This is a genomic window from Amycolatopsis mongoliensis, assembly GCF_030285665.1.
Classification (GTDB): Bacteria; Actinomycetota; Actinomycetes; order Mycobacteriales; family Pseudonocardiaceae; genus Amycolatopsis; species Amycolatopsis mongoliensis.
In genome coordinates this window covers 5,002,836-5,026,694 of record NZ_CP127295.1, presented here as the reverse complement: position 1 = coordinate 5,026,694, position 23,859 = coordinate 5,002,836, and the positions used below count along the sequence as shown (strand labels likewise).

The window sequence follows — 23,859 nt, the reverse complement described above, 5'->3', positions numbered from 1 at the left end:
TGCACCGATCCGCCGGGAAGAACGTCATCGCTATCGCGTAGTTTTGATGACGAATGCCCGCCGATCCCAATTCCCCAAAAAGAGACAATATGCTCCCCAAGAAGATTTTACTTTCGGTGGCCGGAATCCTCGCCGGAGCACTGCTGCTTTCCGCCTGCTCGTCCGGTGACGACGGCGGCTCACCCGGGGGTGGGGCGCCGGCGTCCGGTTCCGCGTCGGCTTCGGCGACCCCGGTCGCGGTGTCGTTCGAGCCCGCGGGCGGCACGGGGGTGAGCCCGGCGACGCCCGTCGTCGTCAAGGCCGCCAACGGGAAGCTCCTCGACGTCACGGTGACCAACACCGCCAAGGGGACCAAGGTCGGCGGCAAGCTCGCCGCCGACGGGGCCAGCTGGACGTCGACCGAGCCGCTCGGCTACGGAGCGACGTACAAGATCGTCGCGCACGCCCAGGGCGCCGACGGGAAGCCGGTCGAGCAGGACAACCAGATCAGCACGATCGCGCCGAAGAAGCAGGCGAACGCCAACCTGATCCCGGCGCCGTCCGCGGTGGCGAGCACGGGCGTCGGCGTCGGGCAGCCGATCGTGTTCAGCTTCGGGAAGATCGCCGTGAAGAACAAGGCGGCGGTGGAGAAGGCCCTGACGGTGGAGTCGACGCCGAAACAGGACGGCGGCTGGTACTGGATCGACGACTCGAACGTCCACTACCGGCCGAAGGAGTACTGGAAGGCCGGCACGACGCTGAAGGTGACGGCGAAGATCTACGGCGTCGACTTCGGCAACGGTGTCTTCGGTGCGGAGGACCGCACGGAGTCGTACAAGGTGCACGATTCCTGGATCGCGAAGGCGGACGGGAACACCGAGCAGATGCAGATCTTCCACAACGGCGCCATGGTGAAGTCCATGCCGATCTCGATGGGCAAGGACGCGACGCCGACCCACCTGGGCGCGCACATCATTTCGGACAAGCAGGCGAACTACACGATGGACTCGTGCACGTACGGCGTCTGCCCGCCGGACCCGAAGGCGTACCGGTCGAACGAGAAGTTCTCGGAGCGGATCTCCAACGACGGCGAGTTCGTCCACGAGAACCCGAACAGCGTCGGGCAGCAGGGCAGTTCGAACGTGTCGCACGGGTGCATCAACCTGAACGGCGCGAACGCCCAGTGGTTCTTCCAGAACATGGGCCTCGGTGACGTCGTCGAGGTGACGAACTCCGGAGGGCCGCAGCTCCCGGTGTGGGACCTGTACGGCGACTGGTCCAAGTCCTGGGCCGACTGGCAGGCCGGCTCGGCCCTGAAGTAACTCTCGTCTTGCTCCGAAAGGGGGCCAGGAGCTCCGCTCCTGGCCCCCTTCTCCATCTCCCGGACGACCCCCAAACGCACGTGATGCCCCTCCAGTCACGTGCGATGCCCCTCCAAACACACGTGATGCCCCTCCAGTCACGTGTGATGCCCCCTAGTCACACGAGTTCCGCCCTCAATCACGCGAGTACCGGCTTCAATCACGCGAGTCCCGCGCCTGAGCACGCCGGCGGCGGGTACCGCGAGGAGCGGCTGGCGTGATCGCGGGGCTTTAGGCGTGCCTGGAGAGGCATCTCGCGTGACTGGAGGGGCATCACATCGCCGGCCGGGCCGGGGCTCGCGTAATCCGGGCCGGGCCTGATGTGATCCAGGCCGGCATTCGCTTGATCCGGGACGTAACCGCGTGATCAGAGCCGGAACTCGCGTGATTGGAGCCGGAACTCGCGCACCCGGGCAGGTCGGGGGGAGTGGATGCGGGCATGAGAAAAGGCCCCGGGAGAACCAAAGTTCTCAACCGGGGCCTTCCCCAACATAAGTTCGGCGGTGTCCTACTCTCCCACAACCCTTCGGTTGCAGTACCATCGGCGCTGTCAGGCTTAGCTTCCGGGTTCGGAATGGGACCGGGCGTTTCCCTGACGCTAAAACCACCGAAACACTACGAAACAACCACACCCCCCACAAACACGAGGGCCGTGTGGTGTTTCAGAACCGTAGAGTGGATGCGTAACACCTTCGTAGACAAGTCCTCGGCCTATTAGTACCAGTCAACTCGACAACACATCACTGTGCTTCCATTTCTGGCCTATCAACCCAATGGTCTCTTGGGAGCCTTAACCCACAAAGGGTGGGATACCTCATCTTGGAACAGGCTTCCCGCTTAGATGCCTTCAGCGGTTATCCCTTCCGAACGTGGCCAACCAGCCATGCCCCTGGCGGAACAACTGGCACACCAGAGGTTCGTCCGTCCCGGTCCTCTCGTACTAGGGACAGCCTTCCTCAAGTATCCTACGCGCGCGGCGGATAGGGACCGAACTGTCTCACGACGTTCTAAACCCAGCTCGCGTGCCGCTTTAATGGGCGAACAGCCCAACCCTTGGGACCTACTCCGGCCCCAGGATGCGACGAGCCGACATCGAGGTGCCAAACCATGCCGTCGATATGGACTCTTGGGCAAGATCAGCCTGTTATCCCCGGGGTACCTTTTATCCGTTGAGCGACACCCCTTCCACCAGGAGGTGCCGGATCACTAGTCCCGACTTTCGTCCCTGCTCGACATGTCTGTCTCACAGTCAAGCTCCCTTGTGCACTTGCACTCAACACCTGATTGCCAACCAGGCTGAGGGAACCTTTGGGCGCCTCCGTTACTCTTTAGGAGGCAACCGCCCCAGTTAAACTACCCATCAGGCACTGTCCCTGAACCAGATCATGGCCCGAGGTTCAGATTCCCAATTCGACCAGAGTGGTATTTCAACAACGACTCCACAGTAACTAGCGTCACCGCTTCACAGTCTCCCACCTATCCTACACAAGCCGAACCGAAAACCAATACCAAACTATAGTAAAGGTCCCGGGGTCTTTCCGTCCTGCCGCGCGTAACGAGCATCTTTACTCGTAGTGCAATTTCGCCGGGCCTGTGGTTGAGACAGCCGGAAAGTCGTTACGCCATTCGTGCAGGTCGGAACTTACCCGACAAGGAATTTCGCTACCTTAGGATGGTTATAGTTACCACCGCCGTTTACTGGCGCTTAAATTCTCAGCTTCGCCCCAAAAGGCTAACCGGTCCTCTTAACGTTCCAGCACCGGGCAGGCGTCAGTCCATATACATCGTCTTGCGACTTCGCATGGACCTGTGTTTTTAGTAAACAGTCGCTTTCCGCTGGTCTCTGCGGCCACCCACCCCTAGTCCGCAAGGGACTTCAAGGTGTTTGGCCCCCCTTCTCCCGAAGTTACGGGGGCATTTTGCCGAGTTCCTTAACCACAGTTCACCCGATCGCCTTGGTATTCTCTACCTGACCACCTGTGTTGGTTTGGGGTACGGGCCGTGCATGCACTCACTAGAGGCTTTTCTCGGCAGCATAGGATCACTCTACTTCGCCTCAAACGGCTACGCATCACGTCTCAGCCTCATGGAACACGGATTTGCCTATGTTCCGGCCTACACGCTTACACCAGTACTACCACTCACTGGCGGAGCTACCTTCCTGCGTCACCCCATCGCTTGACTACTACGAAATCAGGTCCCACGCTCCACAATGCCAACTAGGCCCGAAGGCTTCGCCGGCACGCTTCGGGTGGTTAGTATCAAACGCCTCGTCATGGGCGCACATGCTCGGGTACGGGAATATCAACCCGTTGTCCATCGACTACGCCTGTCGGCCTCGCCTTAGGTCCCGACTTACCCTGGGCGGATTAGCCTGGCCCAGGAACCCTTGGTCATCCGGCGGCAGAGTTTCTCACTCTGCATTCGCTACTCATGCCTGCATTCTCACTCCCACACCCTCCACGACTGGCTTCCGCCGCCGCTTCCCTGGATGCAGGACGCTCCCCTACCCATCCACACCACTAGACAAGAGACTCAAGGCCTCAAGCCGATGTATTGCATGAATGACACAGCTTCGGCGGTGTGCTTAAGCCCCGCTACATTGTCGGCGCAGGACCACTTGACCAGTGAGCTATTACGCACTCTTTCAAGGGTGGCTGCTTCTAAGCCAACCTCCTGGTTGTCTGGGCAATCCCACATCCTTTCCCACTGAGCACACACTTAGGGGCCTTAGCTGGTGTTCTGGGCTGTTTCCCTCTCGACGACGAAGCTTATCCCCCGCCGTCTCACTGCCACACTCTCACACCACGGTATTCGGAGTTTGGTTGATTTCGGTAACCCGGTAAGGCCCCTAGACCATCCAGTAGCTCTACCCCCGTGGTGAAACATGTGACGCTGCACCTAAATGCATTTCGGGGAGAACCAGCTATCACGGAGTTTGATTGGCCTTTCACCCCTACCCACAGCTCATCCCCTCAGTTTTCAACCTAAGTGGGTTCGGGCCTCCACGACGTCTTACCGTCGCTTCACCCTGGCCATGGGTAGATCACTCCGCTTCGGGTCTAGACCACGCGACTCAATCGCCCTATTCAGACTCGCTTTCGCTACGGCTACCCCACACGGGTTAACCTCGCCACGCAGCACTAACTCGCAGGCTCATTCTTCAAAAGGCACGCCATCACCCAAAGGCTCTGACGGCTTGTAGGCACACGGTTTCAGGTACTCTTTCACTCCCCTCCCGGGGTACTTTTCATCTTTCCCTCACGGTACTCGTCCGCTATCGGTCTTCAGGAAGTATTTAGGCTTACCGGGTGGTCCCGGCAGATTCACAGCAAATTCCACGAGCTCGCTGCTACTCGGGAACACCAAACAAACAATCAACGACATGTTTTCGCGTACGGGGCTCTCACCCACTCCGGCCCGCCATCCCAAGCGGTTCCACTAACATACGTGACCATTCCGAGGACTGTCAGATCCTCGACGCTGGGTCCCACAACACCGCACATACAACGCCTGACAGCTTGACATATACACGGTTTAGCCTCTTCCGCTTTCGCTCGCCACTACTCACGGAATCACGGTTGTTTTCTCTTCCTACGGGTACTGAGATGTTTCACTTCCCCGCGTTCCCTCCACACACCCTATATATTCAGGTGCGGGTAACACCACATCACTGGTGCTGGGTTTCCCCATTCGGAAATCCTCGGATCACAGCTCGGTTGACAGCTCCCCGAGGCTTATCGCAGCCTCCTACGTCCTTCATCGGCTCCTGAAGCCAAGACATCCACCATGTGCCCTTAACAACTTGACCACAAAGATGCTCGCATCCACTCTACAGTTCTCAAACACCACACCAGAAACAAACAACGTTCCAGGGCTATGCTCTAGCCCTGAGGCGTGTTGCCTCAGGACCCAACAGTGTGCTTCATGAACAACTTGCCCTCCAGGCGCCGGCCCTTCGTTCCACGACCGCAAGCGGTCAGTACTAGACGAGGCATTGCCAACCAGAACAAGCCATAACCAGTAGTTCCACAATTCCTTGAGCAACCGGAACAAGCACACATTCGGCACTTGAGTTCCAGCCACCCCACCACGGTAGTTCCGGGAATCCCGGCCGAGTGGATGTGTTGTGCTCCTTAGAAAGGAGGTGATCCAGCCGCACCTTCCGGTACGGCTACCTTGTTACGACTTCGTCCCAATCGCCAGTCCCACCTTCGACCACTCCCTCCCTTGCGGGTTGGGCCATGGGCTTCGGGTGTTACCGACTTTCATGACGTGACGGGCGGTGTGTACAAGGCCCGGGAACGTATTCACCGCAGCGTTGCTGATCTGCGATTACTAGCGACTCCGACTTCACGCAGTCGAGTTGCAGACTGCGATCCGAACTGAGACCGGCTTTAAGGGATTCGCTCCACCTCGCGGTATCGCAGCCCTCTGTACCAGCCATTGTAGCATGTGTGAAGCCCTGGACATAAGGGGCATGATGACTTGACGTCATCCCCACCTTCCTCCGAGTTGACCCCGGCAGTCTCCCACGAGTCCCCGCCATAACGCGCTGGCAACGTAGGATAAGGGTTGCGCTCGTTGCGGGACTTAACCCAACATCTCACGACACGAGCTGACGACAGCCATGCACCACCTGTACACCAACCACAAGGGAAGCCCCATCTCTGGGGATGTCTGGCGCATGTCAAGCCCAGGTAAGGTTCTTCGCGTTGCATCGAATTAATCCACATGCTCCGCCGCTTGTGCGGGCCCCCGTCAATTCCTTTGAGTTTTAGCCTTGCGGCCGTACTCCCCAGGCGGGGCGCTTAATGCGTTAGCTACGGCACGGACAACGTGGAATGTCGCCCACACCTAGCGCCCAACGTTTACAGCGTGGACTACCAGGGTATCTAATCCTGTTCGCTCCCCACGCTTTCGCTCCTCAGCGTCAGTATCGGCCCAGAGACCCGCCTTCGCCACCGGTGTTCCTCCTGATATCTGCGCATTTCACCGCTACACCAGGAATTCCAGTCTCCCCTACCGAACTCAAGTCTGCCCGTATCGACCGCACGCTCCACGTTAAGCGTGGAGATTTCACGGCCGACGCGACAAACCGCCTACGAGCTCTTTACGCCCAATAAATCCGGACAACGCTTGCACCCTACGTATTACCGCGGCTGCTGGCACGTAGTTAGCCGGTGCTTCTTATCCAGGTACCGTCACTTGCGCTTCGTCCCTGGCGAAAGAGGTTTACAACCCGAAGGCCGTCATCCCTCACGCGGCGTCGCTGCATCAGGCTTGCGCCCATTGTGCAATATTCCCCACTGCTGCCTCCCGTAGGAGTCTGGGCCGTGTCTCAGTCCCAGTGTGGCCGGTCACCCTCTCAGGCCGGCTACCCGTCGTCGCCTTGGTAGGCCATTACCCCACCAACAAGCTGATAGGCCGCGGGTTCATCCTGCACCGCCGGAACTTTCAACAACACTTCATGCGAAGCGTTGTGATATCCGGTATTAGACCTCGTTTCCAAGGCTTATCCCAGAGTGCAGGGCAGATTACCCACGTGTTACTCACCCGTTCGCCACTCATCCCCACCCGAAAGTGGTTCAGCGTTCGACTTGCATGTGTTAAGCACGCCGCCAGCGTTCGTCCTGAGCCAGGATCAAACTCTCCAACAATGAATAGTTTGATCGAGACTATTTCTCAATCTAGATTTTCTCAAAGGAACCTCATACGAGGTTTCATATAAGCTCTACTGGCTTAGTTCACTAGCACACTGTTGAGTTCTCAAGCAACACACCCCGAGTCGCACCGCCGTCAAGCGGCCTTACCCGAAGCGAGTATTCCTAGCAGTTTTTGGTGGGACACCCACTCAATCGCTTCGAGCGAGAGCTTGGTTCGTGTCCCGGCGGCCACCCGGTTTCCCTGGCGACCTGGAGAACTTTACATGCCCCGAAAGGGCCCGAAACAGGGGGGTCCTTTAACAAGATCAGCGCAGGTCAGACCCCATGACGGAGCCCGTCCGAGGCCCAGTGTGCACCCGCGGGCGCCGGAGCGCCAGGGGAAGAGCCGGGAAAGAACATTGCTCCGAGTACATTGCACCGTATTGCACCGCGACAAAGCTCCGCCTAGCGTCGGCCGCATGACCCTCGCGTACGACGACCTCGGCCCGGAGAACGGCCGTCCGGTCCTCCTCGTCCACGGCCACCCCTTCGACCGCTCGATGTGGCGGCCCCAGGCCGAGCACCTCGTGGCCCGGGGCCACCGCGTCGTCACCCCCGACCTCCGCGGCTACGGCACCTCCGAGAGCACCGGCACCAAGACCGGCCTCGACGTCTTCGCGAACGACCTCGTCGAGCTGGCCGACCACCTGGGAATGCACCGCTTCGTCCTCGGCGGTCTCTCCATGGGCGGCCAGATCGCCATGCAGCTGGTCCAGGACCACCCGGGCCGCGTGGAAGCCCTCGTCCTGGCCGACACCTTCCCCGGCCTCGACACCCCGCCGGCGAAGCAGGCCCGCATCGACACCGCCGCGAGGATCACCGAGGAGGGCATGCACGGCTACGCCGACGAGCTCCTCCCCAAGATGATCTCGAAGCAGACCCGCGCGACCAGGCCGGACGTCGAAGCGCACGTCCGCAAGATGATGCGCAACGCCCCTCGAGAAGGAGCCGCGGCCGCGCTCAGAGGACGTGCCGAACGCCCCGACTACACCGAGGGGCTGACGAAGATCGCCGTCCCCACCCTGGTGGTCGTCGGCAGCGAGGACGAGTTCACCCCGGTCGCCGACGCCGAGCTCATCCACCGGAAGATCGCCGGTTCGGCCCTGGTGGTCGTCGCGGGCGCGGGCCACTTGCCTAACCTGGAGCGCGAGACCGAGTTCAACGAGGCGCTGAGCACCTTCCTGACCAGAATAAGGTTCACCTCATGACCCAGCAGCAGACCGTGTTCGTGACCGGCGCCAGCGCCGGCTTCGGTGACGCCATCGCGCGCCGGTTCGTCGCCGAGGGCGCCCGCGTGATCGCCGTCGCGCGCAGTGCGGACAAGCTCGAGAAGCTGGCCGCCGAGCTCGGCGACGCCGTCCTCCCGGTGACCCTCGACGTCAGCGACCCCGACGCGGTGAAGAGCGCCGTCGAAAACCTGCCGCAGGACTGGCAGCAGGTGGACGTCCTGGTCAACAACGCCGGCCTGGCGAAGGGCCTCGAGCCCGCGCACAAGGCGGACCTGGCGGACTGGGACGAGATGATCGCGACCAACGTCCGCGGCCTCGCGCACGTGACGCGCGCGCTGCTGCCCGGCATGGTCGAGCGCGGCCGCGGCCACGTCATCAACATCGGCTCGATCGCCGGCACCTACCCCTACCCCGGCGGCAACGTCTACGGCGCGACCAAGGCGTTCGTCCACCAGTTCAGCCTCAACCTGCGCAGCGACCTGCACGGCACCGGCGTCCGCGTGACCAACGTCGAGCCCGGCATGGTCGGCGGCACCGACTTCTCGAAGGTCCGCTTCGACGGCGACCAGGACAAGGCGGACAAGGTCTACCAGGGCACGACGCCGCTGACCGCCGACGACGTCGCCGAGTCCGTCTTCTGGGCCGCGAACCAGCCGAAGCACGTGAACATCAACGTCATCGAGCTGATGCCGGTGGTCCAGAGCTTCTCGGCGCTGCAGATCTACCGCGAGAGCTGAAACAGGTCGTAGAGCGCCTGCTGCGCCGGGTCCCGCTCGGTCGGCAGGCGCTTCGTCCGCGGCCGGCCGCCGGTGGAGGGGTAGCGCAGCACCAGCTCGCCGATGCCGGCCAGCTGGTCGAGCAGCTCCCGCACGGACAGGTTCATCCCGGCCCGGTCGGCCTCGCGCCGCATCAGGTGCGTGACGGTCGCGGCGAGCACCGAGACCAGCCCGTGCGCGGCGATCCGCTGCCGCGTCCACTCCCAGCGCGGGGTCGGCCCGGGGACGGCGGGGCCGGTGAGCCAGCGGAACGTCGACTCCAGGTGGGTCCGCGCCCGGTAGGCCGTGACGACGTCCCCGATCGGCCAGTCCCGGTCGGTGACCAGCACCTGCTTGCCGAAGAACTCTTCGTCCAGCCGGGCCAAAGCCGAAGAATCGATCCGCCGTTCCAGCCGGATCTCCCCCGGCCGGTTCCCGCTCAGCACGGCGGTCAGCACGCGCTCGATGCGCCGGCCGCGCGTCACCCGGCCGAGCTCGGCGTGAACCTGGGCGCGGTCGCCGCGGTGGGTGCCCGCCGCGAGCGCCCCGGCCAGGCCGTCCAGCTCGCGGGTCGCGGTGGCCAGCTCGTCGGCGAACGCGCGGGACTGCGCCGCGTGCAGCGTCGCCGAGTGCGTCAGGATCACCCGCCGCCGGACGCCGTCGACGACCGCGTGCGTGTCCAGGGCGGTGAGGCCGGCGAACCGCTCGGGGTCGACGCGCTTGCGCGCGGACGCGGGCTGGGTCAGCAGCTCGGGGTGGTCGGTCAGCGGCAGCGAGCCGACGAACCCGCTGCGGGAGCCCAAGTCGAGCTGGGCCGCCTGGCCGGAGTGGAAGACGAGCGTCGCGGGGCCCAGCTCCGCGGTCAGCGAAGCGAACGTCGGCGCCGTGCCGTCGTCGCGGCGGTACACCCTCGACGCCAGCGGGATCGCGCCGTCGCGGGTCACCCGCAGGCCCGCCCCGGCGAGCACGCCCCGGCACGCCGAGGGCAGCGTGCAGTCGGCCGGGGCGAACGCGGCGAACTGGGGGACGTCGACGGCGAGCGCCGCGTGGTCGTCGAGCGTGGCCAGCACGGCGGAGGCGACCGTGTCCTCGATGCGCGTGATGCGTTCCGGGGTGAGACGTTCCAGCGCCCGCCACGATCCCTCCACTGTGGACACCCGGGGCCGCACCACGTCCGCGGCCACTCCCGAAGCCCACCACTCGGAGAGCGGAGTGCCGGGGGCGGTCGCCCGGTGCAGCACGGCGATCGCCAGCGTCAGGCCCAGCGACGGCTTCGCGCGCTGGGGACCCGCGACGTCGTCGACGCGGCGGACGAAGTCGAGGCGCGAAAGGGTCGCCCACACCGCGGCGACGTCGCCGTACGTCCGGTACGACGCCGACGCGGGTTCGCCGCCCGGGACGGCGCGGGCGATCTCCTCGGCCGTCCCGAGGTAACGCTGGGTCACCACCCGCGGCTTGCCGTCGACCCGGCCGGACTCCGCCAGGTAGTAGTACGTCCGTCCGCCGATCTTCTTGCCGACCACCGATGCCACCCTTTAGGTAATACACCCCGAGCCGGTGATCGACAACCAGTGGAGCGCGCTGACCTGCGACGACGATCACGTGCACCGATCGGGTGAGCCGGGTGCGCAACACACACTGGCTGGTCCCGCGAGGACGGTCCTAGCGTGGGTGGAATGGGACCCGAACCCGACGCCACCACCCCGACCGCCTCCGCGATGCGCCGCGCGCTCGCCCGGGCGCGTGACGGGAAGACACTGGACGTAGCCGAAGCGAGCGTCCTGCTGCACGCCCGCGGGGACAACCTCACCCAGCTTTCCGAGTACGCGTCGCGCATCCGCGACGCGGGCCTGGCCGAGGCCGGCCGCGCCGGCATCATCACCTACAGCCGCAAGGTGTTCATCCCCCTGACCCGGCTGTGCCGCGACCGCTGCGGCTACTGCACGTTCGTCACGGTGCCGGGCCGGCTGGAATCGCCGTTCCTGTCCCCGGACGAGGTCCTCGACATCGCCCGCAAGGGTGCCGAGATGGGCTGCAAGGAAGCCCTCTTCACCCTCGGCGACCGGCCGGAGGACCGCTGGAAGGCCGCCCGCGACTGGCTGGACGCGCACGGCTACGACGACACGCTCTCCTACGTCCGCGCGATGGCGATCCGGGTGCTGGAGGAGACCGGCCTGCTGCCGCACCTCAACCCCGGGGTCCTGTCCTGGCAGGACTTCCAGCGGCTCAAGCCGGTCGCGCCGTCGATGGGCATGATGCTGGAGACGACCGCGACCCGGCTGTGGAGCGAGAAGGGCGGCCCGCACTACGGGTCCCCCGACAAGGATCCGGCCGTGCGGCTGCGCGTCCTCGAAGACGCCGGGCGCAGCAGCGTCCCGTTCACCACCGGCGTGCTGATCGGCATCGGCGAGACGCACGAGGAGCGCGCGGACGCGCTGTTCGAGATCCGCAAGGTCGCCAAGACCTACGGCGGCATCCAGGAAGTCATCGTGCAGAACTTCCGGGCCAAGCCGGACACGAAGATGCGCGCGACCCCGGACGCCGATCTCGAGGAGCTGGCCGCGAACATCGCCGTGGCGCGGCTCGTGCTCGGCCCGAAGATGCGCATCCAGGCGCCGCCGAACCTGATCGGCAACCAGTACGACCTGATGATCCGGGCCGGCATCGACGACTGGGGCGGTGTCTCGCCGCTGACCCCGGACCACGTCAACCCGGAACGCGCGTGGCCGCAGATCGACGAGCTGGCGCGCCGCACCGAGAAGGCCGGCTTCGAGCTCAAGGAACGGCTCACGATCTACCCCGAGTACGTCAACGCCGGCGAGCCGTGGCTGGACCCGCGGATCACCCGGCACGTCGCCGCGCTCGTCGACCCGGCGACCGGGATGGCCCGCGAGGGCGCGCTGCCGGTCGGCATCCCGTGGCAGGAGCCGGACGGCGGCTGGCAGGAGTCCGGGCGCACCGACCTGCACACCGAGATCGACACCACCGGTCGGACGGAAGACCGCCGCAGCGACTTCGACTCGGTCTACGGGGACTGGAAGGAGATCGGCGACCGGATCAAGACCGGGCCGCAGAAGTTCGACTCCACCGTCCTGGAAGCGTTGCGCAGTGCGGAAAAGGACCCCGCCGGGCTGTCCGACGACGCCGCGCTCGCGCTGCTGTCCGCCGAGGGCAAGGAACTGGACGCGTTCACGAAGCTCGCCGACGACCTGCGGCGCGAGACGGTCGGCGACGACGTCACCTTCGTCGTCACGCGGAACATCAACTTCACCAACGTCTGCTACACGGGTTGCCGCTTCTGCGCCTTCGCGCAGCGTCGCACCGACGCCGACGCGTACACGCTCTCGCTGGAGCAGGTCGGCGACCGCGTCGACGAGGCGTGGGCCGCGGGCGCGACCGAGATCTGCATGCAGGGCGGCATCCACCCGGACCTGCCGGGCACCGCGTACTTCGACCTCGCGGCCGAGGTCAAGCGCCGGCAGCCGGAGATCCACCTGCACTCCTACAGCCCGATGGAGGTCGTGAACGGCGCGTCCCGCACCAACCTGTCGCTGAAGGACTGGCTCATCAAGGCCAAGGAAGCCGGTGTCGACTCGCTGCCGGGCACGGCCGCGGAGATCCTCGACGACGACGTCCGCTGGGTGCTCACCAAGGGCAAGCTGCCGACGTCGGAGTGGATCAAGGTCGTCACCACCGCGCACGAGATCGGGCTGCCGACGACGTCCACGATGATGTACGGCCACGTCGACACCCCGGCCCACTGGGTCGCGCACCTGAAGCTGCTCGCGCGGCTGCAGCGCGAAGGCCTGGAGAAGCACGGGCGGCGCGGGTTCAGCGAGTTCGTGCTGCTGCCGTTCATCCACCAGAGCTCGCCGATCTACCTCGCCGGCCTGGCCCGCCCGGGCGCGACGCAGAACGAGAACCGGGCGGTGCACGCGCTGGCCCGGCTGCTGCTGCACGGCATGATCGACAACATCCAGAGCTCCTGGGTGAAGCTCGGCACCGAAGGCAGCCGCGCGGTGCTGCAGGGCGGCGTCAACGACATCGGCGGCACGCTGATGGAGGAGACGATCAGCCGGATGGCCGGCGCGTCCAACGGGTCGTACAAGACGATCAGCGACATGCGCGCGATGGTCGAGCCGCTGGGCCGCCCGCTGGTGCAGCGCACGACCGGCTACGGCAGGCCGACCGCCGAGCGCATCGCCGCGGCGGAGGCTTCGGACGGCGTCGCGACGGCGGTGCGCAAGCCGCTCCTGCCGCTGCTGACGCCGTAAGACGGTAGCGGGCGCCCGGCTCCGGGGCGCCCGCTACTCTTCCGGCGCATGGGGGTTTTCCGCTTCGCACCACTTCTCTTCGTCGCGCTTCTCGCGGGTTGCGGCACTACGCCGCCTCCACCGCCCGTGCCGGTGCCCACGACGACACCGAGCCCGACCTACGCGCCACCGCCGTCGACCGGACTGTCGCTTTCGGTCGGCCAGGTCGAAGCCGGGCTCGGGCACCGCGCGAGCGTCCTGACGCTGACCAACCGGGACAGTGGGCCGCGCAAGGTCACCGGCTACCCGGACCTGAAGCTGCTCGACGCCACCGGCGCGGTCGTCGAGGTGAAGGTCGAGCACGGGACGTCCTACTTCGCGCGCGATCTCGGCCCGCAAGACGTCACGCTGAAGCCCGGCGAGAAGGTCGTGGCCGTGCTGGCGTGGTCGGCCACGGTGACCACCGGCGACAAGCACACCGGCGCGGCGATCTCGGTCGTCCCGGTTCCCGGCGAACCCGCGCAGAAACAGCCGCTGGACACCGATCTGGGCACCACGGACTCCGTCACCGTCAGCTCGTGGGCCACCGGAATCGGCACCTGATGACCTTGTGTCACCGCTCACAAACCCACGGTTGACCACCGGGGACATGTGCTAACTCTTTCCCTCACGACCAGGGCAAGCACCGAAGCTTCACCCGCCGGAAGGGACTTCGATGAGCACCTCCGTGGCCGCGCCGGAAATGGTCGACACCGACCGCTACCCCCTCACCGACCCGGGAAGCGCTGCCTGGCGGGAGACGGTCGAGCGCACCCGCTCGGACCTCGCCGACGTCGGCTGCAGCGTGCTCGCCGACTTCATCCGGCCCGAGCTGCGCGACGTCCTCCGGAACGAATGCGCCGCGCTCGAACCGCACGCGTACACGAAGATCGAAAAGGTCAACGCGTACAACACCGCGATCGACGAGCCGCTGCCCGAAGACCACCCGGGCCGGACGATCATGGAGCGCGGCAACGCCTTCGTCGCGCGCGACCGCATCCCGGCGTCGTCGCTCATCAGCAGGCTCTACACCAGCCCGGTGTTCCAGCGGTTCGTCGCCGACTGCTTCGGGCTGCCGGAGCTGCACGAGCTCGCCGACCCGCTGTCCGGGCTGACGCTGAACGTGATCGCGCCCGGCCGCGCGCACCCGTGGCACTTCGACACGAACTCCTACACCGTCAGCATGCTGACGCAGGCCGCGGACGACGGCGGCACCTTCGAGTACTGCCCGAACATCCGCTCCGCCGAGGCCGAGAACTTCGCCGACGTCCGGGCCGTGCTGTCCGGCGAAAAAACCCGTTCGGTCCAGCGGCTGGGCCTCCGTCCGGGCGATCTTCAGCTGTTCCAAGGGCGCTTCGCCTTGCACCGGGTCAGTACGGTGAGAGGCGAGGTCGCGCGTCATTCCGCGATCTTCGCCTACAGCGAGCGCCCGGGGGTCGTCGGCAGCGCGGAGCGGACCAGGCAGTTGTTCGGCCGGGTCCTGCCGGTCCACCTCGCCGGGCGCACCGACCGGGGCGACGAGCTGCTCGACTAGATCAGGAGCCTGGCCTGTGCCTTTCGACTCGACCGGCAAGATCTCGTTCGACCACATCTACACCGCACCCGACCCCCGCCCGTTCTTCGGGACGTTGCGGCGCGTGGACTACCACATTCCGCAGCTGGCGAAGCCGTACTTCGCGAAGCTGATCGGCGAACACCCGGCCGAGTCCCCGACCGTGCTCGACGTCGGGTGCTCGTACGGCGTCAACGCCGCGCTCCGGCGCTGCGACGCCACGATGGACGAGCTCTACGCGCACTACACCGCCCCGGACGTGCTGGCGCTGAGTCACGCGGAGCTGATCGAGGCCGCCCGGGCCCGCGTCACCGGCCCGGGCGGCGTGAAGTTCTTCGGCCTCGACGCGTCGGAGCCGGCGCTCGAGTACGCGCTTTCCGCCGGGTTCCTCGACGAGGCGATCCACGCGGACTTCGAACGCGACGACCCGGACGGCACCCAGCGGAAACTGCTCGACGACGTCGACCTGGTGATCTCGACCGGCTGCGTCGGCTACGTCACCGAGAAGACGATCACCCGGATCGCGCGCGGCTCGCGGCCGTGGATGGCGCACTTCGTGCTGCGGATGTTCTCCTACGACCCGGTCGCCGACAGCCTGGCCGGGCTCGGGTACGAGACCGCGCAGGTGCCGGGCGTGTTCCGGCAGCGGCGGTTCGCCTCCGCCGAAGAGCGGACACAGATCCTCGACACCCTCGACGCCGCCGGGGTCGACCCGACCGGTGTGGAGTCCGACGGCTGGCTGTACGCGCAGCTGTATGTTTCCCGTCCTGAAGGCGCGGCCGCCGAGCTCGCGGCCACGCTCGCCACTCCCGAGCAAGAAGGATGACCGTGAGCAGTCCGGAATGGTCCACCCGCACCTTCGGCAACGAGGACCGGCTCCCCCGCGTCCCCGTCCCCACGCTGGAGGACAGCGGCCGCCGCTTCCTCGAGTGGTGCGCGCCGCTGCTGACGCCGGACGAGCTGGCCGAGACCGAAGCGACCGTCGCGCAGTTCCTGGCGCCGGACAGTCCCGCGCACGGGCTGCAGGCCGCGCTCGAGGAGTACGACCGGTCGCCGGGGGTGCACAGCTGGCTCGACACGTTCTGGCCGTACCGCTACCTCGGCCGCCGCGACCGGATCGCGCTCAACGCCAACTTCTTCTTCCTGTTCCAGGATTCCCCGCTGGGTCAGGTGGAGCGCGCGGCCGAGCTGACCGCGTCCGCCGTGGACTACAAGCTGAAGCTCGACGACGAACTGGTGCCGCCGGTGCTGCTGCGCGGCGAGCCGCAGTCGATGGTGCAGCACCAGTACCTGTTCTCGGCGACACGCATCCCGGGCGAGCTGCTGGACACCGCGCGCACGCGGTTCCCGTCGCCCGAGCGGCACATCGTCGTGTTCCACCGCGACACGCCCTTCCGGATGGACGTCATCGCCGCGGACGGCCGGCCCCATTCGCCGGAGCAGATCGCGGACGGCCTGCGCGCGATCCTCAAGGACGGCCACGTCGCCGACGTCCCGGCCGGGCACTTCACCACCAAGGCCCGTGCGGAGTGGGCGGTCAGCCGCAAGGCACTGCTCGAAGCCGGCAACGCCGAAGCGCTCGAGACCATCGAGACGGCACTGTTCTGCCTGTGCCTGGACGACTTCACGCCGTCGAACGCCCAGGAAGCGAGCGACCGCCTGCTGTACGGCGACAACCGCTGGTACGACAAGGCCGTGTCGCTGATCGTGTTCGAGGACGGCACCGCGGGGATCAACGTCGAGCACTGCGAACTCGACGGCACCACGATCCTCGGCTTCACCGACGCGCTGCTGAGCGGATCGCGGGAGCCGCGCGAAGCGGCCGAGGGCGTTCCCGGCTACGAAGTCGTCGAGTTCACGCTGACCGACGCCCTGCGCGAAGACGCTCGTGCGGCCGGAGCGGCCTTCAGGGCGTACGCGGACGCGACGGCGACGCAGACGGTGTCGTTCGGCTTCGGCGCCAACCGCGCGAAGGAGCTCAAGATGTCGCCGGACGCCTTCGCGCAGATGGCGTACCAGCTGGCGCACCGCCGTGCGAAGGGCCTGACCGGAGCGACGTACGAGTCGATCGCGACGCGGCAGTTCCGGAACGGCCGCACCGAGGCCATGCGCGTCGTCACGCCCGAGGTCGTGCGCTTCGCCGACGTCCTGACCGACGAGAACGCTTCGGCCGACGAGAAACGCGAAGCGTTCCGCACGGCGGCCGTGAAGCACGTCTCGCGGGCGAAGGAGTGCCAGGCCGGGGACGCGCCGGAGCAGCACCTGTGGGAGCTGCAGCTGATCGGGAAGCGTCGCGGCGACACTTCGGTGCCGGCGCTCTACAGCTCACCGGGCTGGCTGAAGATGCGTGACGACTACCTGAGCACCAGCTCGGCGCCGTCGGTCAACATCCAGTACTTCGGGTTCGGCTCGACGAGCCCGCAGTGCATCGGCATCGCGTACGTGCTGCTGCCGGACCGCTGGAACATCTACCTCAGCACGCCGAAGCACGTCTCGGCCGAGATGTACCGCTTCGCCGACGAGCTCACGAAGGCCGTCAGCGAGCTGCAGGAACTGCTGGCAGGCGCTTGAGCAACCAGGTCAGCCGGGCCGCGCGCGCGGCCCGGCTGACCTGCGCCTGCGGGGCCAGCGAGTCGAAGCCGTGGAAGCCGCCGGGCCAGACGTGCAGCTCGGCTTCGCCGCCCGCCCGCCAGATCCGGCTCGCGTAGGCGACGACCTCGTCGCGGAACGTCTCCGCCGTGCCGACGTCGAGGAACGCCGGCGGCAACCCCGCGAGATCGGAAGCGCGGGCCGCGGCCGCGTAGGCCGGGACGTCGTCCGTGCCGCGGCGGTCGCCCAGGTAGGCCGTCCAGCCGACGTTGTTCGCCGTGCGGTCCCACAAGCCGCGGCCGTCGAGGTCGACGGCCGAGGGCGTGTCGTTGCGGTCGTCGAGCATCGGGCAGATCAGCAGCTGCCCGGCGAGCGACGGCCCGCCGCGGTCGCGGGCGAGCAGCGCCGTGGCCGCCGCGAGCCCGCCGCCCGCGCTGATGCCGCCGACCACGACCGCGCCGGCGCAGTGCTCGACCGTCCACAAGAGACCGGCGTAGCAGTCCTCGACCGGCACCGGGTACGGGTGCTCGGGCGCCAGCCGGTAGCCCGGCGAGACGATCGTCAGGCCGAGCCCGCCCGCCCAGTCCAGCAGGTTCGGCACGTCCTGGCCGAGGTGGCTGCCGACGATCGTGCCGCCGCCGTGGACGTAGTACAGGACACCCGCGCTCGACGCCGGTGTCAGCACCAGCAGCGGGACGTCCCCCGCGTACTCCTCGGTCACCTTGTGTTCCGGGTACGCGGCGGCCAGCTCTTCGACGGTCCGGTGCTCGGCGGCGTTCAGCTCACGGCGGCCGGGGATGTCGGCGAGCGTCGCCAGCGGCGGGCGGAGGGCACGCAGGGTTTCGACGACCGGCGCCAGCTCCGGGTCGAACGGCGGTGGCGTCACTGCGTGGGGTCCGAGACGACGAGGACCAGCGAGCCCTCGAACGTCGGCTGCTCGCGCAGGCGCCCGTAGCGGCGTTCCCAGGTGCCGTCGTCGAGGTCGTGCTGCAGCTCGGCGGCGAAGCGGTGGTGCACGCGGTCGTCGACGAAGCTCCACGCCGAGCACGACAGCCGCGCGCCCGGGTCGAGCAGGCGTTCCGGGCGCGCGTAGTAGGCCTCGTTGAAGCCGTCCGTGCAGTCGATCGGGATGGGCACCGGGACGATCGAGGTGTGGCCGCCGAGCCCGTCGGCGATGTCGTCGACCGAGGGGTAGCGCCGCGCTTCGGTCTCGATCACCTCGGGCGCGTAGTCGAGCAGCCAGAACCGCCGCAGCAGGGCCGGGTCGCAGGTCAGGATGGCGATCGGGCCGCGGGTGACCCGGCGCATCTCCTTCAGCCCGGTCCACAGGTCGTTCCACTGGTGGACGCTGAACGTGCTCATCGCGCCCTCGAACGCCCGGTCCGGGAACGGGAGCTTCTCGGCCACGGCGTCGATCGCCGGCGGCAGGCCGGCCGGGCGCTGCGCGCGCATCGACGCGGACGGCTCGACCGCGGTCACCTCGCGGTCGGCGGGCTCGTAGGCACCGGCGCCCGCGCCGACGTTGAGCACGGTCCGCGCGTCCCCCAGTGCGTCGAGGATGTACTGGCCGATGCGCGGATCCGGCTTGCGGTAGTCGGTGTAGACCCCGCCGATCGCGCCGTAGTCCGCGTCCCCGGCGCTGCCGTCCGCACGTCGCTGGCTCATGCCCGAAAACTATCAGCGCTCCCCGACGGCGCCGGCGTTGCTCCACCGGGCGTAAGCGAGCGTCGGGCATCCGGCGCAGTCGTCAATTCCTGTCGCAAACTTGCGTAAGTTCGTCCAAGTATTGCGATTTCCTGTCCGCGATTCGTATGATCCGGATCACAGAGGTCCCCACCTGCTGCGGAAAGGCCAGTGCCGCCCATGTCTCCCAGCTCTGTCTTCAGCGCGCCCAAAATCCGCTACGGCGCATCAGCCGCCGCCGTGGTCGCTGCCGTCGGACTCACGATCGCCGCCGCCCCGGCGGGAAGTTCGGCGCTCGCGGCCGGTCGCGGCGCGAGCGTGCCCTTCGTCGAACAGGAAGCCGAAACCGCCGCGACGAACGGTTCGGTCATCGGCCCGAACCGCGCCGCGGGCACGCTCGCCGGCGAAGCATCCGGCCGCAAAGCCGTGACGCTGTCCGGCCAGGGCCAGTACGTCGAGTTCACCCTCACCGCGCCGGCGAACTCGATCGACTTCCGGTACAGCGTCCCGGACTCCGTGAACGGGACGATCTCGCTCTACGTCGGCGGTGCCCACAACCGCGACATCGCGCTGACGTCGAAGTGGGCCTGGTACTACGGCTCGTACCCGTTCACCAACAACCCGGGTGACGGCCACGCGCACCACTTCTACGACGAGACCCGCGCGCTGCTCGGCACGTCATACCCGGCCGGCACCAAGATCAAGCTGCAGGTCGACGCGGGCGACGTCCCGGCGACGGTGGATCTCGCCGACTTCGAGCAGGTCGGCGCGGCGGCCACGCGGCCGGCGAACTCGGTGTCCGTCACCGACTACGGTGCGACCGCGGGAGACACGAGCGACGACGCTTCGGCGTTCGACTCGGCGGTCGCCGCGGCTCGCAGCCAGGGCAAGGAAGTCTGGATCCCGTCCGGGACCTTCACCCTCGGCCACCACGTCACCGTCGACCAGGTGACGATCCGCGGCGCCGGCCCGTGGTACTCCGTGCTGACCGGCCCGCGCGCCGGGATCTTCGGCAAGGGCGAACCGGCCAGCTGCGGCACCTCGACGTATCCCGGCAACGCCGCGATCCCGGGCACCAGCAGCGCGGTGAAGCTCTACGACTTCGCGATCATCGGCCAGGTCGACGCCCGCGTCGACTGCGACCAGTCGAACGCCATCGGCGGTGCGCTGGGCGGTGGGTCGGTCGTGCAGAACCTGTGGCTGCAGCACACGAAGGTCGGGTTGTGGCTCGACGGGCCGTTCGACGGGCTCACCGTGTCCGGCAACCGGATCCTCGACCAGACCGCCGACGGGCTGAACCTGCACCAGGGCATCAGCAACGTCACGGTGACCAACAACTTCCTGCGCAACACCGGCGACGACGGCCTCGCGATGTGGTCCGAGCACGACGCCGACCACCACAACACGTTCTCCTTCAACACCGTGCTGCTGCCGATCCTCGCGAACAACATCGCGATCTACGGCGGGCACGACAACACCGTGTCCGACAACGTCGTGGCCGACAACCAGGACCAGGGCGGCGGCATCCACATCGCCAACCGGTTCAGCGCGGTCCCGCTCTCGGGCACCACGACCGTCGCGCGCACCACCGCGATCCGCACCGGCGTCCTCGACTCGAACTGGCAGTTCGGCGTCGGCGCGCTGTGGTTCGACGGCCGCGACTCGGCGATCACCGGCCGCGTCGACGTCACCGACCTCGACCTGCAGGACAACAACTACGAGGCCATCCAGTTCATCGACAGCGCCACCACGGACGTCCACTTCACCAACGTCCGGATCACCGGGGCGGGCACCTTCGCGTGGCAGATCCAGGCGAAGCCGACGGGTTCGGTCAAGAACGTCGTCGCGAGCGGCATCGGCCGGGCCGGCGTCTACAACTGCATGGGCCCGGACGCGATGGCCGGCCTGGCCGACCAGGGTGGCAACTCGGGCTGGTCGACGACGTTCTGCGGCTCGTGGCCGACGCCGGTCTACGGCTCCGACAACGGCGGGACCACGACGACGCCCACCACGCCGCCGACCACCACGACCACGACTCAGCCGACCGGGAACCTGGCGCTGCACAAGAGCATCACGGCGTCGGCGTCCCAGGGTGGCTTCCCGCCGGGCAACGCCGTCGACGGGGACGCGAACTCCTACTGGGAGAGCGCGAACAACGCGTTCCCGCAGTCGCTGACCGTCGACTTCGGGGCCACGGTCAGCGTCTCGCGGCTGGTGCTGAAGCTGCCGCCGTCGTCGGCGTGGGGCACCCGCACGCAGACGATCTCGGTCGACGGCGTCAAGGCCGCCGCGGGCTACACGTTCGACCCCGCGACCGGCAACACCGCAACCATCACCTTCCCGGCGACGTCGGCGCGCACGCTGCAGCTGACCTTCACCGGCAACACCGGCTGGCCCGCGGGTCAGCTGTCCGAACTCGAGGCCTACTCCTCCTGACCAGAAAGGTGACGACGATGTCCCGCATTCTCCGCGGCGCGGCTTTGCTTGCCGCTGCTCTCGCCGCGTCCGGTTTGACCGTGCTTTCCGGCAGCACGCCGGCCGCGGCGGCGACCTGCCCGACGACGGCGTCCGGCGGCGCGAGCGTGCCGTTCCGGACGGTCGAGGCCGAGTGCTCGACGACGAACGGCTCGGCCGTCGGCCCCGACTACACGCAGGCCAGCATCGCCTCGGAAGCCTCCGGGCGGCAGGCTGTGCGGATCGGGACCGGCCAGTACGTCGAGTTCACGCTGCCCGCGGCGGCCAACTCGATCAACGTCCACTACAACCTGCCCGACGGCTCGTCGGGCCGGCTTTCGGTGTACGTCAACGGGGCCAAGCTCGGCAGCGGGCTTTCGGTGACGTCCCGCTATTCCTATGTGGACACCGGCTGGATCCCGGGCGCGAAGACGCACCACTTCTTCGACGACGCCCGGCTGCTGTTCGGCCAGAACGCGTCGGCGGGGGCGAAGGTCCGGGTGCAGGCGGACTCCGGTGACGTCGGCCAGGCGACCATCGACCTCGCCGACTTCGAGCAGGTCGGCGGCGCGGGTTCGCAGCCGGCCAACTCGCTTTCGGTGACCGACTACGGTGCCACGGCGAACGACTCGTCGGACGACTCGCAGGCGTTCCGCACCGCGCTCTCGGCAGCGCGCTCGCAGGGTCGCGAGGTCTGGGTGCCGTCCGGCCGGTTCGAGATCGGGTCGGCGCTGCAGATCGACCAGACGACCGTGCGCGGCGCGGGTCAGTGGTACACCGTGCTGCACGGCAACAACATCTTCAACAACGGCAGCGCGTCCGGGAACATCAAGCTGTACGACTTCGCGGTGTTCGGCGACGTGACCGAACGCAACGACGGCAGCCCGGACAACGCGTTCCACGGCGTCCTCGGGAACGGCTCGGTCGTCAGCGGTCTGTGGATCCAGGACACGAAGTGCGGGCTGTGGCTGATGAACGGCGCGTCGTCGAACGTCACCATCGAGAACAACCGCATCCTCGACACCCAGGCCGACGGCGTGAACTTCGACGGCGCCGTCACGAACTCGACGTTGCGCAACAACTACCTGCGCAACAACGGCGACGACGGCCTCGCGCTGTGGTCCAACGGGCAGGCCGACTCGGGCAACTCGCTGGTCAACAACACGATCGTCCAGCCGAACCTGGCCAACGGCATCGCGCTGTACGGCGGGTCGAACAACACCGTGAGCGGCAACCTCGTGCAGGACACGAACGCCCTCGGCGGCGGCTACCTGGTGGCCAACCGGTTCAACTCGGTGCCGCTGAGCGGCACGGTGACGCTGTCGAACAACACGGCGCTGCGGGCCGGGGCGCTCGACCCGAACTGGCAGTTCGGCGTGGGCGCGCTGTGGTTCGACGCGCGTGACCAGGCGATCACCGGCGTCACGATCCGGGTCACCGGGTTCACCGCGATCCAGAGCCCGTACGAGGCGATCCAGTTCATCGACGGCAACGGCGCCGGCAAGCAGATCCAGGGCATCACGATCGACGGTGTCTCGGTGCAGGGCGTCGGCACGTTCGTGGCTCAGTCGCAGACGCAGGGGGCGGTGTCGATCAGCAACCTGACCGCGTCCGGCGTCGGCGTGACCGGGACGTACAACTGCCCGTACCCGACGTCGATCCCGCGCATGACCTTCAGCGGGTCGGGCAACAGCGGCTGGACCGGTACGTGGGGCGACTGCTCGACGTGGCCCGCGCCGAACTCGGGCCCGCCGCAGCCGCCGCAGCCGGGCACGAACCTCGCGAAGGGCAAGCCGGTCAGCGCGTCGGCGTCCGTCGGTGGCTTCCCGCCGTCGAACGCCGTGGACGGGGACGCCAACTCGTACTGGGAGAGCGCGAACAACGCGTTCCCGCAGACGCTGACGGTGGACCTGGGCGCGGCGGCGTCGATCACCAAGGTGACGCTCAAGCTGCCGCCGTCGTCGGCGTGGGGTGCGCGCACCCAGACGGTGACGATCTCCGGCAGCACCGACGGCGGTTCGTACACGACGCTGGCGGGTTCGCGCGGCTACGCGTTCGACCCGGCATCCGGCAACACGGCGTCGGCTTCTTTCACGGCGACGTCCCAGCGTTTCGTGCGGCTGACGTTCACCGGCAACACCGGCTGGCCGGCCGGTCAGGTGTCCGAGTTCGAAGTGGCGGCTTCGTAGCTCGGTCGTCCGGCAAGCCCGGACCGGTCCCTGGGACTGGTCCGGGCTTGTCACGCTTTTGCGCCCAGTTG

13 protein-coding genes and 3 rRNA genes are annotated in these 23,859 nt (G+C 67.0%); 10 read left to right on the top strand and 6 right to left on the bottom strand.

All coding sequences use genetic code 11. The features are described 5' to 3' along the window. Window positions 1-89: 89 nt before the first annotated feature. Complete coding sequence (locus tag QRX60_RS24530; protein ID WP_286003119.1) at window positions 90-1,301, top strand: L,D-transpeptidase; 1,212 nt, start codon at window positions 90-92, stop codon at window positions 1,299-1,301. Window positions 1,302-1,835: 534 nt separating this feature from the next. Here QRX60_RS24530 and rrf read toward each other — a convergent pair. The 3 genes from rrf to QRX60_RS24515 all read right to left on the bottom strand — a co-directional run bounded on the left by rrf (window position 1,836) and on the right by QRX60_RS24515 (window position 7,000). Then, window positions 1,836-1,952: ribosomal RNA gene (gene rrf, locus QRX60_RS24525) — 5S ribosomal RNA — on the bottom strand. An 82-nt stretch (window positions 1,953-2,034) separates the two neighbouring features. Beyond that, window positions 2,035-5,151 (bottom strand): 23S ribosomal RNA (locus tag QRX60_RS24520). Window positions 5,152-5,480: 329 nt separating this feature from the next. Then, window positions 5,481-7,000: ribosomal RNA gene (locus QRX60_RS24515) — 16S ribosomal RNA — on the bottom strand. The 16S, 23S and 5S rRNA genes sit together here, the layout of an rRNA operon. A 464-nt stretch (window positions 7,001-7,464) precedes the next feature. Here QRX60_RS24515 and QRX60_RS24510 point away from each other — a divergent pair. Both QRX60_RS24510 and QRX60_RS24505 read left to right on the top strand, forming a co-directional pair. Next, the gene (locus tag QRX60_RS24510) at window positions 7,465-8,253 is read left to right on the top strand and encodes an alpha/beta fold hydrolase (RefSeq protein WP_286003118.1); all 789 of its coding nucleotides are present in this window, start codon (window positions 7,465-7,467) and stop codon (window positions 8,251-8,253) included. Beyond that, window positions 8,250-9,011 carry an SDR family oxidoreductase gene (locus QRX60_RS24505; RefSeq protein ID WP_286003117.1) on the top strand — a complete coding sequence of 254 codons (762 nt, stop codon included), beginning with the start codon at window positions 8,250-8,252 and terminating at the stop codon, window positions 9,009-9,011. Before QRX60_RS24510 ends, QRX60_RS24505 begins: the two co-directional genes overlap by 4 nt. Here the strand turns inward: QRX60_RS24505 and QRX60_RS24500 are convergent. Further along, complete coding sequence (locus QRX60_RS24500) at window positions 8,996-10,552, bottom strand: IS1634 family transposase (RefSeq protein ID WP_286003116.1); 1,557 nt, start codon at window positions 10,550-10,552, stop codon at window positions 8,996-8,998. The two genes, QRX60_RS24505 and QRX60_RS24500, sit on opposite strands and share 16 nt — an antisense overlap. Before the next feature lie 153 nt (window positions 10,553-10,705). Here QRX60_RS24500 and QRX60_RS24495 point away from each other — a divergent pair, with 153 nt between their 5' ends. The 5 genes from QRX60_RS24495 (at window position 10,706) to QRX60_RS24475 (ending at window position 17,444) form a co-directional block, all read left to right on the top strand. Further along, window positions 10,706-13,303: a bifunctional FO biosynthesis protein CofGH gene (locus tag QRX60_RS24495; RefSeq protein WP_286003115.1), complete on the top strand. Its 2,598-nt coding sequence runs from the start codon at window positions 10,706-10,708 to the stop codon at window positions 13,301-13,303. Between the two features lie 132 nt (window positions 13,304-13,435). Continuing rightward, complete coding sequence (locus QRX60_RS24490; RefSeq protein ID WP_286003114.1) at window positions 13,436-13,885, top strand: DUF4232 domain-containing protein; 450 nt, start codon at window positions 13,436-13,438, stop codon at window positions 13,883-13,885. 112 nt (window positions 13,886-13,997) lie between these two features. After that, on the top strand, window positions 13,998-14,855 hold the full coding sequence (locus tag QRX60_RS24485) for a HalD/BesD family halogenase (RefSeq protein ID WP_286003113.1): 858 nt from the start codon (window positions 13,998-14,000) through the stop codon (window positions 14,853-14,855). A 16-nt stretch (window positions 14,856-14,871) separates the two neighbouring features. After that, entirely contained in the window at window positions 14,872-15,699 is an 828-nt protein-coding gene (locus QRX60_RS24480) for a class I SAM-dependent methyltransferase (RefSeq protein WP_286003112.1), read from the top strand. Continuing rightward, the gene (locus tag QRX60_RS24475) at window positions 15,696-17,444 is read left to right on the top strand and encodes a choline/carnitine O-acyltransferase (protein WP_286003111.1); all 1,749 of its coding nucleotides are present in this window, start codon (window positions 15,696-15,698) and stop codon (window positions 17,442-17,444) included. Before QRX60_RS24480 ends, QRX60_RS24475 begins: the two co-directional genes overlap by 4 nt. Here the strand turns inward: QRX60_RS24475 and QRX60_RS24470 are convergent. Continuing rightward, window positions 17,410-18,348, bottom strand: coding sequence for an alpha/beta hydrolase fold domain-containing protein (locus tag QRX60_RS24470; RefSeq protein ID WP_286003110.1), 939 nt, complete (start codon window positions 18,346-18,348; stop codon window positions 17,410-17,412). The genes QRX60_RS24475 and QRX60_RS24470 overlap by 35 nt on opposite strands. Further along, window positions 18,345-19,127 (bottom strand): class I SAM-dependent methyltransferase, encoded by a 783-nt coding sequence (locus tag QRX60_RS24465; protein ID WP_286003109.1) that lies wholly within the window; start codon window positions 19,125-19,127, stop codon window positions 18,345-18,347. Before QRX60_RS24465 ends, QRX60_RS24470 begins: the two co-directional genes overlap by 4 nt. A 198-nt stretch (window positions 19,128-19,325) precedes the next feature. Between QRX60_RS24465 and QRX60_RS24460 the strand changes: the two genes are divergently transcribed. After that, window positions 19,326-21,581 carry a discoidin domain-containing protein gene (locus tag QRX60_RS24460; RefSeq protein WP_286003108.1) on the top strand — a complete coding sequence of 752 codons (2,256 nt, stop codon included), beginning with the start codon at window positions 19,326-19,328 and terminating at the stop codon, window positions 21,579-21,581. Between the two features lie 17 nt (window positions 21,582-21,598). Continuing rightward, window positions 21,599-23,788 (top strand): discoidin domain-containing protein, encoded by a 2,190-nt coding sequence (locus tag QRX60_RS24455; RefSeq protein ID WP_286003107.1) that lies wholly within the window; start codon window positions 21,599-21,601, stop codon window positions 23,786-23,788. The last annotated feature ends 71 nt before the right edge of the window (window positions 23,789-23,859 follow it).

Excerpts from the sequence above, each read along its gene's own strand:
- QRX60_RS24505 (WP_286003117.1), top strand. The coding sequence starts at position 8,250 with ATGACCCAGCAGCAGACCGTGTTCGTGACCGGCGCCAGCGCCGGCTTC.
- QRX60_RS24495 (WP_286003115.1), top strand. The coding sequence starts at position 10,706 with ATGGGACCCGAACCCGACGCCACCACCCCGACCGCCTCCGCGATGCGC.
- QRX60_RS24455 (WP_286003107.1), top strand. The coding sequence starts at position 21,599 with ATGTCCCGCATTCTCCGCGGCGCGGCTTTGCTTGCCGCTGCTCTCGCC.
- QRX60_RS24465 (WP_286003109.1), bottom strand. The coding sequence starts at position 19,127 with ATGAGCCAGCGACGTGCGGACGGCAGCGCCGGGGACGCGGACTACGGC.
- QRX60_RS24485 (WP_286003113.1), top strand. The coding sequence starts at position 13,998 with ATGAGCACCTCCGTGGCCGCGCCGGAAATGGTCGACACCGACCGCTAC.
- QRX60_RS24475 (WP_286003111.1), top strand. The coding sequence starts at position 15,696 with ATGACCGTGAGCAGTCCGGAATGGTCCACCCGCACCTTCGGCAACGAG.
- QRX60_RS24510 (WP_286003118.1), top strand. The coding sequence starts at position 7,465 with ATGACCCTCGCGTACGACGACCTCGGCCCGGAGAACGGCCGTCCGGTC.
- QRX60_RS24460 (WP_286003108.1), top strand. The coding sequence starts at position 19,326 with ATGTCTCCCAGCTCTGTCTTCAGCGCGCCCAAAATCCGCTACGGCGCA.
- QRX60_RS24530 (WP_286003119.1), top strand. The coding sequence starts at position 90 with ATGCTCCCCAAGAAGATTTTACTTTCGGTGGCCGGAATCCTCGCCGGA.